Below are 21,135 nucleotides of genomic sequence, written 5' to 3'. Positions count from 1 at the left end.
CTGTTATACCCTATAAATGAATAAAGATTGATAAAACAATTCCAATTATTCCACAGGCTATCCATTCAATAATTTTTCTACTTAGTTTATTTTGGATTCTGTATTGTTGTATAGTTTCTTCTAATGTAATTGTAAGTTGCGAAATTTGCTGAGCCATTTCTCCAACGGTATCGTTAATTTCATCTTTTTTAACCGCACTTAGCTGTTTGCTCTTTATCTCTTCTGTTACCATAATTTCTTCTGAATTGTTGACTCTTTTAAATACCCCTAAACTAGACGAAATTATTTTTTCAGTTTTCTCTATAGAAATGATAGCCAGTACTTTTTTATTTATTTCAATAAATTCTATTGAAACAATAGGACATGGTATCAATTTTTCTTTAGCTTTATTAAAAGTTTCCATTACATCATTTTTATTACATCCATTGATTTTGCCCTTATTATTTACCCCCAAAATCAATTTACCACCTGATGCATTTGCAAAAGAAGAGATAATCTTACCTAATAAATTGGGTCCCCCACTATGATTTTTAAATTCTACTCTATCAGAGTCTCCCTTATTAATAAGATTAACAATTTCATCTTTTAAATTTTCATGGTTAATTGACAAAACTCTCACCACCTCTAAGTTACCTTTTGGATAATAATAGTTATCGTTTGAAAATAGTTCTTTACGACCATATATTATTATGTTGTTATTACTTTATAAACAAAAAAACAAAATTTAAACAATATAAAAAAAGTCTAGAAAGTGATTATAATCCCTTTCTAGACTTTTCTCAATTACTTTTTTTTAAAATATTTCTTAAACTGTAAATTAAAACCTTTAATCTTTAGAATAATTCTACTTGAGATCCACCTTCTATCTCTATTATTTGATCATTAAAACTAATCCATGCAGATTTAAAAGAAGGATTATAAACAAAATTACCTTTTGATGAAAATTTCAAATTATCAAGCAATTTCATATAATCAACTATTTCTATATTAGTTGCATACCAAATATCATCCTTATTAGATACATAGCTACAAAACTTTTCTATCAAATCCCAATTATTATCCCTATCAAATTCATAACTATGTCCCCAAACATACATAAGGTACAGATACTGTTTTTTAAATAATGGAACAAATTTTTCAGCATTTTCCATCAGATTATGGTTATGGTGACAAGTTGCTTGCCAAGCATAAAAATCATCTGGCAAATCAAAATTGTCCTTACTTCCAACTACTCTAGAATACTCAATTCCTAAGTATTTCAACATAGATTTTATATTTGAATTATATGATCCATTGGGATATGACATCCCCCTTACTGTATATCCTGCAAGCTCCTCAAGATTTTCTCTATCACCTAATGTCTGTTTTACTATTTCTTCGTTAGAACATCTAGCTATTGTTGGATGAGTTAGCGTATGTGATGAAATCTCATGACCTTCATATAGCTTTTTTACTTCTTCTTTCTTTACGTGGTCTTCTGAATCCAAGAAACCTGAATTTAAATGAAATGTACCCTTTATACCATATTTATTAAAAATCTTGACTAGCCTTTTATCAGCCAATTTTCCGTCATCATAACTCATGGTTAATGCTTTAAATTTTCCATTAGGAAAACATTTTATAATAGTATTCATTTTAAAATCCTCTCTTTTCTAATTTAATATGCCTTTTTAATAATAAGAAATATTATTTTTACTAGCCTTGTTTATTAATTTGTACTCTATTTTCATGCTCATATTTTAATAAATTGTTATTTCCCCAACACTCTTCATAATTAAATCCAGTTAAATCTTTAACTATGACTTTGATTTCTTCAGTGGCATCTTCTTTTAATCCACCATTCTTCAATCTATTTACTTCTTCTTCTAATATCATATGTGATTTTACAGTTAAGTTAAGTTTATAAGATGATATTATACCTATTATAACTAATATAATCGGAACAACTGTATACAAAATCAAAAGAGCATGTACTGTAATCTGTGGTTGAACTTTCGCACCTTTAAGAAAACCTGCTGCTTGCAAAATTAGTCCAATTATCATTACTTCAATAGTAGAAAAGATTACATCTAAGAAAGTGTTAACCCCAGCATATGCACCTTCTCTTCTTTTCCCCGTAATCATTTCATCAATGTCTGGCATAAATGTAAATAAAAATTGTGCAGCATTAACTAAGCCTGTTTTTCCAAAATTCAATGCAACGGTTAAAATAACTAGGAATATATTAGTGTTTGTAGGTCTAATTATACCAAGACTCATAAAACATACAAGAACTATTATTGTTGCAAAACCTCCTATTCTATAGGTAAATGTACCAGTTTTTTTAGCTGTTAACCATATATAAAAGGTTAAAAACATAATTCCAAAAACAAATCCGACACTAGTTGAAATTGAAACTGACTTTGGATTTAAAAGTAATACAAAAACTATAAAATAAGTATTTATTGTACCTGCTAAAGATCTAAACATTTGTTCTGATAAATACATACATAGATAAAGTCTATAGGATCTTATCTTTATAGTAGATGCAAAATCATTAATTATACCTAAAAAACCATTTTTTAATGACATTTTTCCTCTTGCAACTTTAACATTCGATTCATTTACAGGACGTTCGTATACCGACAAATAGAAACATGTGAACGCTATAAGTGATATTACATCATATATAATAGCTGCTATAAAAAACGTTCCAGCATTGTTTTGTCCAAAGACATCAAATAATTTTATTATAATCAATGAAGAAGATATACCTGCTATTGCAGCACCAATCTGATTAAAACCAATTAGTTCAGCACGTTCAACTGGATTTTCTGACATTTCAGCTGCAAAAGTTGCCTGTGGAACGGCAAGTAAAGGATTTATAAAGGACGTGATAATTATTATTGAAGCATAATAAGCTATAGGCATATTAGGTATCCAATATAACGGGAAAGTTAGTACCTTTAATGGTATTCCAATTAATAGAATACCTTTCCTTCTTCCAAATCGTTTACCATACCTTGTCTTGTACAAATTATCACTAATATATCCAACTACAGGTGTAAGCGTAGCCCCTATAAGTTTACCTATTGTAATCATCAAAGTAACTGTAACTATAGATGCATTACAAAAGGTTGTGTAAAAGTACATTTGCCAAGCATTTACTAAAACATCGCTAACACCTGCCAATTGATATGATGAAAACCCTATTTTATTTATCATTTTAAGTTTGCCATTAGTCTTTAATAACATATCCTAATCCCCTTTTTAAAAATTTTATTTTATAATTCAGTTAAATCATCTCCTGGGTAGCTGCATTATTTAATTACTCTCTAATATTATGGTGTCATACATTATAGCTGCATTACATGTTGTAAATGTGATAACGTTTTCCCCAAGGTTTAAAATATTAGAACCAAACTCCACCTCTTCTAAATGATACCAGCCACTTTTCATTGCTGACCTATAAATAGATGTATCACTAATGTAATCAGTAGATTTAACAACTTTACCATTAACTTTAACAATTAAAGTAGGCTCCACTTTTCCATCAATTTTGTTTTTAGTAGCCGATGCAATTGATATTGTAAGATAGAATCTTTTTTCATAATTTTTATCCATATTAAATTTTATATTCCAATTTCCCGGCTTTGTTTGCGCATAATACCAATCTTCACTTTCTTTACTTTTTCCTATAACATAATCTAAATTCTCAGGAACCATATCCTTCCACTTATAGTTTCTTAATTCATTTCCAAATTTAAACTCTTTCGCCGTACGATTAGCCTTTCCAATTTGCCATAGTTTATTTTTATGATATGGTGGATTCCAAATAATCTCCCCCAAATCTAAATTATCATTTCCAACAACTATATAATCTTTACTTAATTGCCTTGTAACATCACCTTTGGTAGCATAAGCATATAATGTATATGTGCCCGGTCTAACGTTATTAATTAAAAACTTACCCTCTTTATCAGATTGTGAATAGAATATATAATCACCTTTCTGCCTTATAAATTCTCCACCCGATTTAGCTAGTACTACCATAGCCTCTTCACTCGATCTATTATGAGTTATAATTAATTGCCCACTAACATTACTTCTGTCTAAAGGATATAACGGTTCATTTATACATGTATAAGGCCATTTTTTTTCTTCTGTATTCGCTTTTTTTCTAGCGTCATTAATCATTTCTTCTTCATTACCACAATTTATATAAATATACCAAGGTCCATACATCTTTTCCCAATCCGTTGGAACATTAAAATCCCCTGTTCCGAAATGAGCACCAGTCATATAATTTAATATAATAGAATCATAATGTACTAATAGCTCTTGTTTTAGAGGACCACTGGGATAGTATTCTGTACTTACTGGAATAAACCAAAATCCAAATTCCTTACCATATTGACCCCAAAAGTGATTATCTTTAAAATACCCTACATAATCATACTTAGAATATACTTTTCCATTGGTATACATTTCTCCATCTGGTAACTCATAAGTTTCATCTTGAATTTTTTTATTTTTATTCAAATAATCATGGGTTGGTTGTTTTCCCTTTCTTTCTGAATTATAAGCATGATCAAAAATATTATAATCTAATCTATACACCGTTCTTAACTCGCTTAACCTAAATTCCTTTTTTATGTTATTTTTTACAACTGCATAAGAGTAAATACCACTTTCACCTTTTTTCATAATTATGTTATATTCTATATACAATAAGCTTGTCCTATCAATATATGTTATATGCACCTCATCTTTATTATTCGTTATTACTTTTAATTCCGCTGCTTTAAAATTTCTGAATTTTCCTTCTGCATGATAATCAAGATAAAATGTATGATTTTTATCTGGATCATTATCTGCTCCATTAAGATTTTTTATTAACTCCTTATTGTTTTTAACTAAAGATGTAGCTACGGCATTTTCATTAAATTCCACAGTTAATATTCCATTTGATATTATACTTTTTAGCCCATTTACAATTAGTTTAACTTCATCATCCATTATTTCACATCCTTTAATATAATAGTTTCTTAAAATCATCATATGAATGATCTATATAACCATACCTATTTACGTAGATATTTGTTAACGTTAACATGAACTAAATAAATTAAGTCTTAATTTTACACTTCCTACAATACCCGATTTAAGTTTAGCATTACAGATTTTGTTAGCTAATGAATTCGTGACCTCAATAGTCAATATATTTAAGCCTGAACTAACATAATCTAAGATGTCAAAGATATATGGTGCCCACATTTTAATCTCTACTTCTTTTTCGTTTATGAATACTTTCACGATTTCGTGGGCTTCTTCTAGTTCGAGTTGTATTTCATTTATCCCTTCTCTATTTTCAATTACAAATTGATTGCTATATATCATGGTTCCAGAATAATTTTTAAATCCTTCCCATTCGTTCCAAGGTGTTGGTTTTCCTTCTTTTACAAGCCTATTTTCTTGGTCATAAACCTTCCAATCTGATTTTATATCCATAGTATAACAATTGCTGAATTTTTCTTTTTTATCACCAATCATTGGAACCTTCGAAGTATCTAAAACGAATATAACACTTTCTCTTCTATTTATTTCTATAGGTATTTTTATATATTCACCATTTATTTCTAATACCTTTTGTTGAAAGGTTTTCCCTTTCCATGCATCCCATTTCTCAACATATCCAATATTTTTTATATTTAAAATATCTTTTATCTTTTCTTCACCTTCATTTACAAGAACATAATAATGCACACCATCTTTAACTACGTGGCTTACTCTTAATGATTTTTGATTATGATTAGTAAACAAATCACGGCTATTTAAACCATCAATCACGTTTAATATCTCTATTGCTTCTTTAATAACTATAGTATCTTTTATTTTAATGTTATATCCCTTTGCATTGTTTATAATGATCGTTCCGCCACCCTGCGAAAATTTCTCCAATGGTTTTATTATTTCTTCAGTAACACTACTTACATCCTCAATAATAATAACCTTATATTTTTGTTTTTGAATGTAAACAGCTCCATCACTTATGTCGCATAAATCGCACATTAGCAATTCCTTTTCAAAATAATTAAATTCAATAGAATTTTCATACAACGGCTTAACGCTCTTCCAAGGCAAATTATGATTTTCACATAATACAGCAATATCCGTTACGTTGTAACTATCCGTCATTATAAAACTCATTCTCTTCATATATTGTGAAATTTGGTTGTAATACGGCCACCATATATTATTTGGTCCTACATCCGGTGGTCTTTCTCCTATTCTTCTCTGCCCTCTTATTGAATAGAAAAAAGCATGAGGATATAAAAGGTTTACACCTCTTACAAATAACCAATCCATAAACCATTTCATATCGTCAACTGCAAATGACCATTCTATTTTATTTGCTCCACAACAAGCAAAACATTCATTTCCATTTTTTCTTTTACCTCTATGTCTAGCTGAATCAGAAGTACACTTAGCCATAGTAGTATTTTCTCCCTGAATAGCCTTATTATCCTCTGGAGCTACCCATCTCCATACAATATCTTGAGCTGGCACCTGAAAATACTTAAGTAATCCAATATCATCACTTTCATGAGGATGTCCTGTAAGTTCAATATTATGTTTTTCACACCATTCGCTTATAGGTTTATAGTAAGATAACTCTAATTTTTTGTTTATGGCTCTATTATATCTAGTTTTAATATTGATATTTTCTGTAGTGCCTTCTAACCACAATGCTGGTAAATCTTCCTCTCTTCCACCCTGGTTAATATAAAATTCAAGAAACCCTCTTGTCCAAGCTATCATATTACCGTGATTACCTCTACCCATTATGTCTGGTTCATCAGTGAACACTCCTGTTATTACATTCCCAAAATATTCGCTAAATTCTTTATAATACCTCTCATGCGTTAAACTGATAAAAGATTGTACCGCATAAGGATTAAGTAAATCACTTGAAGCTGGAGCTTCTAGTTCACCATCATCCTCACCAAAATGTATTCCTCTTATAGTCCCTTCGGTATATGCCTCTACAAAAATAATTATGTACCAATCACCCAAACCTGGAGGCACAAATGTTACTTTATTATGCTTACATATTATTTTTTTTATCTGGGAACTATCAAATTTATTATCTTCAACTTTTTTAATTGCTAAAGCTGATACTAAACTTTCCCCATCTTTTTCATGAAATTCTATTATTGTTTCATTGTGACATTTATATTCAATCATTTTGAGTCCTCTGCTTGCATACTCCGGATTATTTTTTACAACCATCCCATGAGCCGACCCTGAAGGATACATAGCTTCATCATATAGTACTACCTTCATATTAAGTTTTTCTGCTTCCTCAATAGCTGAGCGCACAAAACCCATAAATTTATCTGAAAGATATTCAATATTTTTAGGTATTCCTATCCTTGGATGAATAACAAATGCACTAACTCCCTTATTTGAAAAATCATTGATTTGCCTTATAATTTCATTTTTATCTAGATCATCATTCCAAAACCAAAAAGGGATTGGCGTATATTCATTTAAAGGATTAATAAATTCATTTCGTTGATTTTCAATCATTATCAAACATCCCTTCATAATAAAATGTATTATCATCCTACATTTTTTCTAATTTTTCTTTTACTTTATATTTTATCGTGTGTTATCTATTACTTTAAACATTTATATTCCTTTATTTACACAATCATACTTTTCTTCCAACACAAAGTCAATAGTTTTTTTGTTTGTTTTGTTTGTTTTTCCTTTCTTTTCTTTGTTTTAGTCAATCATAGTAAATTTATTTTATAAAATAAATGAAAAAATCAAGAACATGTAATTTTCTACAATACCAAGAGATTACAAAAAAATTAAACGGCCTTAGCCCCATGTAATTTAGGACTTTAGCCGCTTAAGTAGTTTTTATTCTTAATTTTACACTTCCTACAACTCCTGATTTAAGTTTGGCATAACAGATTTGTTTTCCTGATTTGATTTAACTAATCTATTAGAAATTACAAAAGCAATTATAGCTGGTATAATCCATCCAAATCCTACACTAGATAGAGGAACATATTTGAAAAATCCAATGCTATTTGCTGTTAAATCATTTATAGTATTTAAAACACTTACTATTAAAACTGTGTATGTAGTTATAGTAACTACCTTATTATTTTTCACTATATCACCAAGTAAAGTAGTAACTATTAAAACAATTACAATTGGATATATGATTTTCAAAACCGGATTTGCCAATTTAATTAAACTATCAACATCCTTCGTAGCCATTACCCCACTTACTAAAGCAATTCCAATAGCAATGCTTTCGTAAGATAATTTGCCCTTGAAAAGCTTAGCAAAGAATTTTGATCCAGCTGAAAGGATTCCTATCGCAGTTGTTAAGCATGCAAGAGTAACACATAAACTAAGTATAACACTACCAATACTACCTAGGTCTAATCTAACAATTGATGTAACCAAACTAGTTCTGGATACACTTTTTGAAAACAATGTAGTTGTTTGAGTTCCAAGGTACATAAGCCCAGTATACACAAAAGATAAACCGATTAAAGACACTAAAGCTGATTTCAAAGTTATCTTCATTATATCCTTTGGGCTTTTATAACCTTTTGCTCTAATAGACGAAATAATTATTGATGAAAATATAACACCAGTCATAGCATCCATTGTCTGATATCCTTCTATTAATGCTTTTGAGAATCCACCTTCGTAAGATGTAGTTACAATTGGTCCAATAGGCTCTATTATTCCTTTAACTATAATTATAGCTAGCATTAATAAAAGTGCTGGTGTAAGTACTTTACCTATATTATCAATTATTGAAGAAGGTTTAAGCGCAAATGCAAGCACTATTACAAAAAACACTATAATTGATATATTTTGTCCAATTGATGGAAATAAGGGATGTATCCCCAGTTCGAAAGTTGTTGCGGCAGTTCTTGGAATTGCGAATAAAGGCCCTATAATAAGAACTAAGGCTATAGAGACTATTACAGAAAATATTGGGCCTACTCTATCTGCCATTTTTTTGAAATCACCATTGATTTTAGCACAAGCAATTATAGCACATATGGGAATGCCAACTCCTGTAATAAGAAAGCCTATAATTGAATACAGAATTGAATCTCCAGCTGCCCTTCCTAATGCTGGTGGGAAAATTAGGTTTCCTGCACCGAAGAACATTGCAAATAATGCAGAACCTATAACGATTGAATGTTTTGTTGAATTTTTGATTTAAATAACCTCCGTCTTAATTAACATAAATAATTTTAAAAAATTTAATCTTTATTTTATGTATAAATGTGATTTTACTATTTTAATGTTGCTTTAAATAATAATTACTTTATAATATATATTATACAACAAAAAGAACGGATGTGTTATAGTGAATTTTCCATTTAATAAAATTATATCAAAAAAAGACCATAAACCTAAACTTATGGCATTAGATTTTTTTAAATACATTGGACCTGGGTTATTAGTAACCGTAGGATTTATAGACCCTGGAAATTGGGCCGCAAACGTTTCTGCTGGTGCTAATTTTGGATATACTTTACTTTGGATGGTAACTCTTTCAACTATTATGCTTATTGTTCTTCAGCATAATGCTGCCCATCTCGGGATTGTTACAGGAAATTGCATATCAGAAGCATCTACTGCTACATTAAAACCAAGACTGAACAAATTTGTACTTGGTTCCGCTGTGCTAGCTGCAGTATCTACTGCCCTTGCAGAACTTTTAGGTGGTGCTATTGCTTTAAATATGTTATTTGGTATACCTATAAAACTCGGAACAGTGTTAGTTTTAGGTTTGATCTTATGGATGCTCTTTACAAATTCTTATAAGAAACTAGAAAGATGGATTATTGGCTTTGTTTCTATAATAGGAATATCTTTTATATTCGAATTAAGCCTTGTACATATCGAATGGGGAAAAGCTATGATAAGCTGGGTTAAACCTTCTTTTCCTAAAGGATCTATCCCAATAATAATGAGTGTTCTAGGCGCCGTTGTAATGCCCCATAATTTATTTCTTCATTCGGAAATAATACAAAGTCGTCAATGGAATCTAAAAGATGAAAATGTAATAAAAAAACAACTTAAATATGAATTTATGGATACTTTTTTTTCAATGATGGTAGGTTGGGCTATAAATAGTGCTATGATACTTATTGCCGCAGCTACTTTCTTCGCACAAAAGGTTCAAGTTACAGAGCTTAATCAAGCTCAGCAAATGCTGACGCCATTACTTGGAAGCATAGCTTCAGTAGTCTTTGCTTTAGCGCTACTCTTTGCCGGAATATCTTCGTCAGTTACTGCTGGTATGGCCGGTGGTAGTATTTTTGCGGGAATATTTGGGGAACCATATGATATTCATGATATTCATACTAAGCTAGGCGTAGGAATTACTTTAGTTGGTGCTACAATAGCTATATTTTTTATATCGGAGCCCTTTAAAGGTCTCATCTACTCACAAATGTTCTTAAGTATACAACTTCCTATAACTATATTCCTTCAGATATATTTAACTTCTTCTAAAAAAGTTATGGGCAAATATGCTAATACTAGATTTGATAAAATTACTCTTTGGATTATTGGACTTATAGTAGCTGCACTTAATATAACGCTATTATTAAGTTATATATTGTAAATTTAAATAAGAATCAAAAAAAGGCAACTATTAGTTGCCTTTAGTATTTCATTTAGTCATATAGTCTCTGGTCAAAGGTAATTCATTATTTACACCTTTTGCAAACAATATTTGATGAACATTAATATTACCACAATTAAATGATGCAGCACAGGCATTCAAATATAATCTCCACATTCTTATAAATGTCTCGTCTTTAGTCTTTTCTATTACAGGAAGAGCATTTTCAAAGTTTTCAGCCCAATGTTCAAGTGTCTTTCCATAATGCCTTCTAAGACTTTCTATATCAATTAATTCAAGTTCTAGTTCTGCTATATCTGAAATTATAGTTTTAATCGCAGGTACATGTCCACCTGGAAAAATGTATTTATCTATCCACGTATTATTACCACCTTCATTTACCGCTGTTATACAATGAAGTAAAGAAAGTCCTTTATCTTTTAATAAGTCATTTACTATATGAAAATATTCAGATAAATTTTCTAGTCCTACATGTTCGAGCATTCCTACACTAACAATTCTATCAAAACTCATATTTTTTATTTCTCTGTAATCTTGAAGTTTAACTTCTACTAAATCTTCTAGTCCCTCAGCTTTTATTCTTTCATTAGCCTTTTGTAGTTGTTCTAAACTTAAAGTAACTCCAACAGCCTTTACCTTATATTGTTTTGCTGCCCTAATTATAAGTTCTCCCCATCCACATCCTATATCAAGTAAACTTTGTCCTTCTTTTAAGTTTAATTTTGTTAAAATATGATTTATTTTATTGTTTTGAGCTTCGTCTAAAGTATCCGTATCATTTTTAAAATACCCACAGGAATAATTCATAGAATCATCAAGCCATAGTTTGTAAAAATCATTTCCAATATCATAATGAAATTGTATATTATCCTTACTTCTTTTTATACTGCTTTTAAACTTCTTTATGAGTTTTTCGTATTTTTCACTTTTACAAAGAAAGCTTTCTTCGTTATTGTATAGGGACTCTATAACCTCTTGTACATTACCCTTTATGTCTAATTTTTTTGTCATATATGCTTCTCCAAGCGTTATGGACGGATCATTTACAACATCCCCCTTTGATATCGGTTCATTAAAAATAAGTTGAAACTTACTTTCACCCTCACCGAATTTTTCTATATCCCCGTCCCAAAATTTAATTTCAAAGGGATTAGAAAATATATCTTTGAATAAAGTTTTATAAAATAATTTATCACCAACCAAAATTTATCACTCCTTAATTAAATATTAAATCTAATTTACTTATTTATTATTTTAAAAAATATAATTGTATTAGTTATGCATTTACACAAATCCACTATATCAATTTGTACAATATTAAAATATAATTAACCTTGTTCACCCCTATTTAAATTAATATAATTCTAATAATAATAGTGCTTTTTATAGTAAAATCAAAAGATTACTTAACGTTATATATATATTATCATGCTTTTTAATTTAATAATCAATATCTAATTGTACAAATAATGAACGTTAATTTTGTTTATATGCACATCGATGATTTAATTTATCGTATCTATTTTTATAACTTAAAAGGAGATGTACTTATTGGAAATCTTAAGCAGCAAATTAGCTAAAAATATTGTTGAAAGGACTATGAGCGCTGTTAATTATAATATAATTATAACCAATACATTAGGCATTATTATAGCGTCAGGAGATAAAAACAGAATTGGAGATATACATGAAGGAGCAATAATAGCACTTAAAAGAAATTCAGAATTTAGTGTTAGTGAACACGGAAGTGAGAAATTAAACGGCGTGCATTCCGGAACTAACCTAGTTATAGAATTTCAGAATAGAGTAGTTGGAGTAATTGGTATTACAGGGAAACCTAGTGATGTTTTAGGCTATGGTAAATTAATTAAAATGACAGCAGAAATGATGATTGAACAAGAACATGTATTGACAGAATTCGAAAGTAACAAGAGAATGAAGCAAGAAGTTATGCTAGCACTTATATATAATAAACAAGATTCTCTTTCTTTATTAAAAAAACATATAAAGGGATTTGAAATTCCATACAATTATCCTATGTTTATATTTATAATTGAAGTAAATTTTGACGATAATTCAGATAAAATTGATTTAAATATACTAAATGTAATAATAAACCTATTAGAAGTAACATTTATGGAATCATTAGCAACAATAATTAATTCGCAAACCATTGTTGTATTACATAAATGTCTGCATATTAACAATGAAATTGAAGATTATAATGAAAAAATAAAGGAAATCAATCAAAAAATATGTGTTCAACTAGGAATTACTGTAAAGATATCAGTTGGAAAAACGTATGACAACTTAAATGACATGTATAAATCTTATAGTATTGCTAAAGAAACACTTATATTTGGTGAAAAAATCTACCCTAACCATAATATTTATTTTTTTAATTCACTAAAATCTGAGATGTTATTCTCTCAAAACAATGAAAAATGGAAGATCGATGAATTAGCAGAAACCTACAAATTAGTAGCTTCAAATGATAATGATGGAGTATTAAGAGAAACTTTAAAAGTTTTAATAGAAGAAAATGGAGAGCTTAACAATGTATCAAATAGGTTATTCATTCATAGAAATACCATTAGATATCGTTTAAATAAAATTCACAAAATTACAAATAAAAACCCTAGAAACTACACTGACCTATTTTGGCTTTATAGTGCTATGCTTAACTCTTAATTCAACTTTATTTGAACGATAAATCGTCCATTTGTTTAACATAAATATCATAAGTGATATTCCTATGAAAATAATTGCGCTTTTCCACCATAGTTCACGATCTTGATTAATATTTGTATAATATAAATTTGAAATATAAATATTAAATATGGAATATCTATTAGCAACTGCAGTGGAAGTAAAAAGAAAATTAATTAAAAAGCCTCCAACTATGCCTCCTATACCAGTACAGAAAAAATTAGAAATTGTCATGGAACACACCCCGAAAAAAAGCGAACATGACATGCAAGTAATAACCGTCTTAAAATAGCTAATTAAAATAACTGTACCTATAACACTACCTGGTTTATCAACTAAGAATAAATCAATAAAAAATACAACACTGACCATTATAAATATAAAACATAAGTTGATGAATATTCTCCTAGCCATGATTCCCAATTTATTTCTATTAGTTAAATAAAAATTATCCATAGTTTTATGTGAATATTCTATACTGTAAATATTTGAAAATACAATTACCGATGCCCATGCTATATTCCCTAAAATTGACATGCCTATTTCTGTTACTCCCCTGTTTTCAGTAAGTATTGTGGTTATAGTAAAAATTAGTAATATAAATGCAACAGATAATTGAATTGGTGAGGCCGCTATCTTGGCATTATATTTTACAAACGCAAAAGCTCCACTCTTTTTTTGTGGTTTTGAATCTCTTACTAAGCTAGTATGAAAAAATTTAAACTTTTTACTTTGTTTTCCAGCCTCGCTAGTTCTAGCCCAAATATGACAAGATGTTAAAAGGAAAATCACACTTAAAATACAAAGCCCAATACGATTGATAATATAGGCTTGCATTTGACTATGTGGAACTAACTGATAAAAATTATCATATGATATAATTGGGGCAAGCCACATCCATTGCACTGAAGTACCATCTGATAATGTTGTTGTCATCATAGAAGATAATATAGTTATAAAAAAAAGTGGTATTGCAGCAAATCCATTTCTAAATAAAAGAGAAACTAAAACCATAAGACTTGCGTAAAATAAAATGGTTGGAACGGTATAGAATAATATATTTGTCCATAATGCACCTAGATATAAGGGCATTCCCAATTTAGAACAAAATATTATATCCCATACACTAAAAATCAGAGTATCAAATGCTATTGCAAATAAACACATTGAAAATGCACCTGCAAATTTTCCTGTAATATACGTTAAATTTGATATTGACTTTGAAAGTAACAGATCATGCAGCGATGGTTGCAGTTCCTTTTGGAAAAGAAATGCAAAAAAGAGTATAAAGATAATTGATACATACATAGCAGTATCTTGGGCATATTGACGTGCAAAAGAATTAGAAAATGTTTGATTCGTTTTATGTAAATAACTCATAAATTCAGTATATGTTGCGTCCAGTTTATCCGCACTCAATGTATAATTCTTATAAAGCATATCCTGACTGTATTCATTTTGGTTAACTGAGGGAAATTTCTGATACAGCTGGCTCTGAAGATCTATAAGACTATCCCTTGTCCATGTTTCGCGCGAGTAAATTTTTAGTGATAGCCATTTAATAATTTTATCTGAATCCTGCTTGTTATTCTCTATAAATCTATTGGAAATTCCTTTTATAAAATAGGTATTTCGATCTTTACCTGAAACAGGTATTGAAACATCACCTGCTGTACTAGAACTTAATATACTAGTTAAATCTGCTGGCGTCTTAAGTTGATAATGATTAAAATATTTAATACTAGCACCAATAGATAACACCAATAGCATACAAGTTAATAGCCAAAAGAATTTGCTTTTAGCTTGAATCTTTATTTCAAAACCAACAATTTCTAACCAAGATTTCATTTACTCACCTTCTTCTGTATTATATTTCTTACATAAATATAAGCGTCCTCTATGTTAGGATTTTCAGTTACCGAATCTTCTACTTTAAAATCACTTATAAAACGAACACATATACCTTTGCTGGTGTAAACACTATTTGTAATAGTATGTTGTTTGCTAAATTGAATTAGTTCAGCTTCATTCTGAACATTTTTTGTAAAAACATGATTGTTTGCAATATTAATTAATTCAGGAACCGATCCAGTAAATATTATTTTACTTTTTTCCATGATAGCTAGCTTATTGCAAATACTTGCGACGTCTTCCACTACATGGGTCGATAAGATTATAGTTCGCCCTTTAGAAACCTTGCTTAAAAGCATTCGAATTCTAATACGTTCTTCTGGATCAAGACCAGTAGTTGGTTCATCTACTACTAATAGTGAAGGATTATTTAGCATTGCTTGAGCTAATCCTACTCTACGCTTCATTCCGCCTGATAAATGCTTGATTTTCTTATTGGCATGTTCTTCTAGATTTGTTTCAACCAGTAATTTATCAATTTGCTGCTTCCTATCTGAAAGACTCATTAAAGATAATATTCCGAAGTAATCCAAGGTTTCACGAACTGTTAGGTTAGGATGTAATCCCAGTTCTTGAGGTAAATAACCAATTTTACATTTTATTTTTGAGGCGTTTTTTGAACTAATAATTGTACCATCCATATTAACTGTACCACTAGTTTGATTCATTAACGTTACAAGAATTCGCATTAATGTAGTTTTCCCTGCACCATTTTCTCCCAAAAGTCCAAAAACTCCTTCTCCAATGGGTAGAGATATGTCATTAAGCGCCATTGGTCCATTATTATATTGCTTTTTTAAATTAGATATTTCTATGAACATGTTTATCCCCCCTGTTTTGTCTATTCATAATTCCTATTTAGCTAAGTAATATCCGTCTTTAAATAATAAGTAATACACATTGTAATTCCAATTATAAAAGTTAAAATTGCAAGCACTATGCTTACACTTGATAATGGAATTGAATTATTTATTATCATTATATCTTGCCTATAAATATTAGTTTTGAAAGAATTGGTCATTATTTGTATAGGATAAGTAATTGGCAGGTATTCTATAATTCCTGACTTAAGCTGGGGTACACATATATTAAATACGGTTATAATCCCCCCATAAACCATTGGCAAAATAATATTTCTACTTACTTGTGCTATAAAAATAGCAATTGGTAAAATTGCATATTGGGCAACTAAAATGTATATATTTATTTTCAAATAACCTAGGACTATTCCCATAGTAAGGGGCTCATGAGGAAGTAATAACCCTGCCAAAACAGCAAATAAAAGCTGCAAAATCATAATACATGATGTCATTATTACTATAGTTAAAAACTTTGATATAAATATTTGGGGCCTGCTAATAGAATAGGAAAATAAGGTCTGAGCAGTATTATAAGAGAATTCTCTTGTGTAAATATATGAAGAAATAAATACATACATAGGCAAATTAATCAATGCTGTTGAGCTTATTTCTTCTTGAAAAAGATACATATCCCAGATTATTAAATTATACTCAGAATGCCATTTTATATATAACAATATCGGGGGAATCAAAATTATTATCGCTATGGTTAAAAACAAATATGATTTCTTTAATTTTAGAAATTCACAATGAATAAGATTAAACATTACCCTCTCCCCCTGTTAGCCTTACAAAATAATCTTCTAGATTGTCCACACTAAGCTGCATCTCATGAAGTTCCAGATCATTGTTAATGAAAAGTTTAGCTATTTGTGACCCCTTATCAAGATTTTCATAAATTCTTAGAACATTTTTTTCTAATACATCAAAATCCTTAATATTAAGTTTGTTTTCAAGCAAGAAACAAGCTTTTTTATCATCACTTACTTTTACCCTAAGATATTTTCTGTTTCTTCTCTGAAGTTCCCTATAGTCTATTTCTTCAAGTAGTTTCCCCCTATGAATAACTCCTATCTTTGTTGCTAAATATTCAATCTCACTTAAAATATGGCTTGATATAATAATAGTTATACCCTTTTTATTTTTTAGTTCTAACAATATTTCTCTAATATCTCTTATGCCAAGAGGATCTAACCCATTAGTTGGTTCATCTAAAATAAGTAGTTCTGGCTTATGCAGTATCGCCCTTGATATGCCAAGTCTCTGCTTCATACCTAGAGAATAATTTTTAACCTTTTTATTCTTAATTTCGTCATAATTTAGTCCCACTATTTCTAAGGCTTCCTTTATATACTCTATATTTTCTATACCCGCCATTCTTCTATGTATCTCTAAATTTTCCTCTGCAGTTAAATTTGGATAGAATCCAGGATACTCTATTAATGAACCTATTTTTTTATATATTTTCTTTGAATAATTATTCTGTCCAAACAGTTCAACTTCCCCTTCTGAAATTCTTATAAGTCCCATAAGCATTCTTAAAGTTGTAGTTTTTCCCGCACCATTTTGTCCTAAAAATCCATATATCTCTCCCTTTTCTATATTAATATTTAAATTATCTACTACGGACACGCCCTTGTATTTTTTAGTTAAATTATGCGTTCTTATTGCATATTCCACAAAATCACCTCATTACATATTAAAAAGGACTATGCTTTAATAATAAACCATAATCCTTAACTCTCACTAACACGCTTCTTACACGTTTCTTAACTTTTTAATAATAAATCTTAAGGAATATTCCTAAGTGTTATCTTAAACGTTGTTTTTTCATAGGGCTTACTACTAACTTCAATGGTTCCTTCATGCTTTTCTACTAGTTTTTTTACTATAGCTAAGCCCAGACCACTACCTGTTTTTCTATTATTTTTTGATTTATCCACTGAATATAAGCGTTTAAAAATATATGGTATTTCCTCCTGGGGTATTCCTCTACCCATATCCCATATTTCCAAGACCACGCTATCCATTTCCCCCTCTAAACTCACTCCAATTACTTTTCCCTCTGCTCCGTACCTTAGAGCATTAGCTATTAGATTTTGTATTACTCTATAAATAGCCCCTTCATCAGCTCGGATAAATAAATCCACACTAGAAATATCTATTACTAATTCAATACCATTAACTTCAAAATCCTTTATGAAGGATAATATACACTGTCTCATAATTTCACTGATATTAACTCTTTCAAAAGTTAGTACAACATCACTAGAGTCAAACTTTGATAAACTAAAAAATTCTTCAATTAGCCCCCTTAAGATTTCTCCCTTTGTACTTATTATCTCTAAATATTCCATGCATTCTTCATCATCTAAGCTATTATCATCCCTTAGCATTTCAATATATCCTAGCATAGTTGTGAGTGGAGTCCTAAAATCATGGGATATATTTGATATCATCTTTTTCCTAGCCTCTTCATATTGTTTATTCAATGATACTATTTTTTGAAATTCATCTATAAGTTTATTCAAATTAATAATTAAATCTTTAACTCTAGGATTATAGTCATAAATCCTAATTCTTTCATTAAAATTTCCATCCATAACTTCTTTTATATTATCTGAAATACTATGTATTTTTATATTTTGAAATACTATAACTAAAGCTAGAATAATAGTTGTGAGCACAAATATGTATATCATTTTAAACTCCCCAACCTATACCCTATTCCCCAGACAGTCTCTATATATTTGGGTTTGTCAGGGTTGTCTTCAATTTTATTTCTTAATCTCCTGATATGAACCATCACAGTATTATCATCTCCCAAATATTCTTCTCTCCATACAGAACTGAATATTTGGGACTTCGTAAAGACTTTATTGGGATTTTTAAAAAATAACTTTAATAGCTCATATTCCTTTGCCCTAAGATTAATTGTTTTGTCCTTTTTTATAGCTGTATAATTATCTAAATCAAACTTTATTTCTCCATACTCTATGATATTCCCCATAATATCATCCCTTGAACTATAATACATATATCTTCTAAGCAGAGCTTTTACTCTTGCAATAAGCTCTGCTATTGCAAAAGGCTTTACTAAATAATCATCTGCGCCAAGCCCTAAACCTATGATTCTATCACTCTCTTCGGCTTTTGCAGATACCATAAGTATAGGTACCATACTTTTCATTCGTATTCTTCTCATAACCTCTATTCCATCAATTTTGGGAAGCATTATATCTAAAATAAATAATTTAAAATTTTCTTTTCCCCAGACATTAAATGCTTCTTGTCCGTCAAATGCACATGAAACTCCATAACCTTCTTTAATCAAAGCTCTTTTTATCATATTGCTTATGTCCTTATCATCCTCAACTATTAAAATTTTAATATCTTCCATAGTAAGCCACCTCTTTTATTCTCTAATCAACCAGTTTGAGTTAAATCATCTCCTGGGTCGCTGCAATATTCAACTGTTATAATTGTAATTATATACTTAATTGGTAACAATTTAAATAATATAGAATTTAATAAAATTTAATGTGTCTAAAGTCGTAGAACCATATATAACAATAAAAACTTTATAAAATCAAAAACACTCTACCACTAATTATAATGGTATAATTTATTATATGTATGCGTGGGAGACCCATTCCCTAATACAGTAGATACAAGGAGGGGAATGAAATTAAAAATAGTGATTTGATTTATAAAACTTATTTACAGATTTTAAAAGAAGAACTAGTACCTGCAATGGGATGTACTGAACCAATTGCAATTGCATATGCGTCGGCAAAAGCTAAAGAAGTATTAGGTCATACGCCTGATAGAACTATTGTAGAAGTGAGCGGCAACATTATTAAAAATGTTAAAAGTGTTATAGTTCCTAATACAGGTCATTTAAAAGGAATTGCTGCTGCAACAGCAGCTGGTATTATAGCAGGCAACCCTGAAAAGAAACTAGAAGTTATTTCAGATGTATCTAATGAAGATAAAGAAAAAATTAAAGAATACTTATCTACTTTTCCTATAGAAGTTAAACTTATAGATACGCCATTTATATTTGATATACAGATAACTGTATTTTATAAAGAAACATATGTAAAAGTAAGAATTGTAAACTATCATACCAATATTATTTTAATTGAAAAGAATGGTGAGATACTTTACCACAAAGAATCAACATCATCAAAAGAAGAAGGTCTTAGTGGTAAAGAATTATTAAGCGTAAAAGATATTGTTGATTTTGCAGATTCTGTGGATATAAAAGATATAGAAGATATTATTGGTAGACAGATTGAATATAATTCCAAAATTGCAGAAGAAGGATTAAAAAACAGTTATGGTGCCAATATAGGAAGTGTTCTAATTTCGACATATGGCTCTGATGTTAAAGTAAGAGCAAAGGCGAAAGCAGCTGCAGGGTCAGATGCCAGGATGAATGGATGTGAACTACCTGTCATTATAGTTTCCGGTAGTGGTAATCAGGGAATGACAGCTTCACTTCCCGTCATTGAATATGGTAATGAATTAAAGGTTTCAAAAGAAAAACTTTATAGAGCTTTGGTTATTTCAAATTTAGTTACAATACATCAAAAGACTGGTATAGGAAGACTTTCAGCTTATTGTGGCGCTGTTTGTGCAGGCGCTGGAAGTGGAGCAGGCATTACTTACTTGTATGGTGGAGGGTATAGAGATATTTCTCATACAATTGTTAATGCATTATCAATAGTTTCTGGAATAATTTGTGATGGTGCCAAAGCATCCTGTGCGGCTAAAATTGCTACATCTGTAGATGCTGGAATTCTAGGCTATCATATGTTTAAGCAGGGGCAACAGTTTAAGGGTGGCGATGGTATTGTGAAAAAAGGTATTGAATCTACTATATCAAATGTAGGTAAACTTGCAAAAGAAGGAATGAAAGAAACCGACAAGGAAATCATCAAAATTATGATGGAAGATTAAAAGGTAGAG

The 21,135-nt window shown here is 29.8% G+C and carries 16 protein-coding genes; 3 read left to right on the top strand and 13 right to left on the bottom strand.

The features are described from left to right. Positions 1 to 10: 10 nt before the first annotated feature. From KPL44_RS12450 to brnQ, 6 genes are all read right to left on the bottom strand, one after another. Positions 11 to 610, bottom strand: coding sequence for an AlbA family DNA-binding domain-containing protein (locus tag KPL44_RS12450; protein WP_216250609.1), 600 nt, complete (start codon positions 608 to 610; stop codon positions 11 to 13). A gap of 223 nt (positions 611 to 833) precedes the next feature. Then, positions 834 to 1,634, bottom strand: coding sequence for a polysaccharide deacetylase family protein (locus tag KPL44_RS12445; protein ID WP_216250605.1), 801 nt, complete (start codon positions 1,632 to 1,634; stop codon positions 834 to 836). Positions 1,635 to 1,695: 61 nt separating this feature from the next. Next, positions 1,696 to 3,234: an MFS transporter gene (locus tag KPL44_RS12440; protein WP_216250603.1), complete on the bottom strand. Its 1,539-nt coding sequence runs from the start codon at positions 3,232 to 3,234 to the stop codon at positions 1,696 to 1,698. A 69-nt stretch (positions 3,235 to 3,303) separates the two neighbouring features. Continuing rightward, positions 3,304 to 4,998, bottom strand: a complete 1,695-nt coding sequence (locus KPL44_RS12435) for a polysaccharide lyase family protein (protein ID WP_216250600.1) — start codon at positions 4,996 to 4,998, stop codon at positions 3,304 to 3,306. Between the two features lie 90 nt (positions 4,999 to 5,088). Then, on the bottom strand, positions 5,089 to 7,572 hold the full coding sequence (locus KPL44_RS12430) for a glycosyl hydrolase (RefSeq protein WP_253201745.1): 2,484 nt from the start codon (positions 7,570 to 7,572) through the stop codon (positions 5,089 to 5,091). A gap of 360 nt (positions 7,573 to 7,932) precedes the next feature. After that, a complete protein-coding gene (gene brnQ, locus KPL44_RS12425; RefSeq protein ID WP_216250598.1) occupies positions 7,933 to 9,192 on the bottom strand; it encodes a branched-chain amino acid transport system II carrier protein in 1,260 nt (419 codons plus the stop codon). Between the two features lie 256 nt (positions 9,193 to 9,448). Between brnQ and KPL44_RS12420 the strand changes: the two genes are divergently transcribed. After that, positions 9,449 to 10,660: an Nramp family divalent metal transporter gene (locus KPL44_RS12420; protein ID WP_216250681.1), complete on the top strand. Its 1,212-nt coding sequence runs from the start codon at positions 9,449 to 9,451 to the stop codon at positions 10,658 to 10,660. A 48-nt stretch (positions 10,661 to 10,708) separates the two neighbouring features. Here KPL44_RS12420 and KPL44_RS12415 read toward each other — a convergent pair whose 3' ends face one another. Then, positions 10,709 to 11,884, bottom strand: coding sequence for an SAM-dependent methyltransferase (locus KPL44_RS12415; RefSeq protein WP_216250596.1), 1,176 nt, complete (start codon positions 11,882 to 11,884; stop codon positions 10,709 to 10,711). 348 nt (positions 11,885 to 12,232) lie between these two features. Here KPL44_RS12415 and KPL44_RS12410 point away from each other — a divergent pair, with 348 nt between their 5' ends. After that, positions 12,233 to 13,372, top strand: coding sequence for a sugar diacid recognition domain-containing protein (locus KPL44_RS12410; RefSeq protein WP_216250594.1), 1,140 nt, complete (start codon positions 12,233 to 12,235; stop codon positions 13,370 to 13,372). On the opposite strand, the gene KPL44_RS12405 is transcribed toward KPL44_RS12410, so the two are convergent. The 6 genes from KPL44_RS12405 to KPL44_RS12380 all read right to left on the bottom strand — a co-directional run bounded on the left by KPL44_RS12405 (position 13,337) and on the right by KPL44_RS12380 (position 19,561). Then, on the bottom strand, positions 13,337 to 15,238 hold the full coding sequence (locus KPL44_RS12405; RefSeq protein ID WP_216250590.1) for an ABC transporter permease subunit: 1,902 nt from the start codon (positions 15,236 to 15,238) through the stop codon (positions 13,337 to 13,339). The genes KPL44_RS12410 and KPL44_RS12405 overlap by 36 nt on opposite strands. Further along, positions 15,235 to 16,122, bottom strand: a complete 888-nt coding sequence (locus KPL44_RS12400; RefSeq protein ID WP_216250587.1) for an ABC transporter ATP-binding protein — start codon at positions 16,120 to 16,122, stop codon at positions 15,235 to 15,237. The genes KPL44_RS12405 and KPL44_RS12400 overlap by 4 nt, the downstream gene beginning before the upstream one ends. A 41-nt stretch (positions 16,123 to 16,163) precedes the next feature. Next, positions 16,164 to 16,928, bottom strand: a complete 765-nt coding sequence (locus tag KPL44_RS12395; RefSeq protein ID WP_216250584.1) for an ABC transporter permease — start codon at positions 16,926 to 16,928, stop codon at positions 16,164 to 16,166. Then, a complete protein-coding gene (locus KPL44_RS12390) occupies positions 16,921 to 17,841 on the bottom strand; it encodes an ABC transporter ATP-binding protein (protein ID WP_216250581.1) in 921 nt (306 codons plus the stop codon). The genes KPL44_RS12395 and KPL44_RS12390 overlap by 8 nt, the downstream gene beginning before the upstream one ends. Before the next feature lie 110 nt (positions 17,842 to 17,951). After that, on the bottom strand, positions 17,952 to 18,863 hold the full coding sequence (locus KPL44_RS12385) for a sensor histidine kinase (RefSeq protein ID WP_216250578.1): 912 nt from the start codon (positions 18,861 to 18,863) through the stop codon (positions 17,952 to 17,954). Continuing rightward, a complete protein-coding gene (locus tag KPL44_RS12380) occupies positions 18,860 to 19,561 on the bottom strand; it encodes a response regulator transcription factor (RefSeq protein WP_216250575.1) in 702 nt (233 codons plus the stop codon). The genes KPL44_RS12385 and KPL44_RS12380 overlap by 4 nt, the downstream gene beginning before the upstream one ends. Positions 19,562 to 19,848: 287 nt before the next feature. On the opposite strand from KPL44_RS12380, the gene KPL44_RS12375 reads away from it, so the two are divergent. Then, entirely contained in the window at positions 19,849 to 21,126 is a 1,278-nt protein-coding gene (locus KPL44_RS12375; protein ID WP_331702107.1) for an L-cysteine desulfidase family protein, read from the top strand. The last annotated feature ends 9 nt before the right edge of the window (positions 21,127 to 21,135 follow it).

Source organism: Clostridium sp. DSM 17811 (assembly GCF_018861905.1).
GTDB classification, from domain to species: domain Bacteria; phylum Bacillota; class Clostridia; order Clostridiales; family Clostridiaceae; genus Clostridium_AD; species Clostridium_AD frigoriphilum.
The sequence above is the reverse complement of the archived record's forward strand: the minus strand, read 5'-3'. Positions and strand labels throughout refer to the sequence as shown.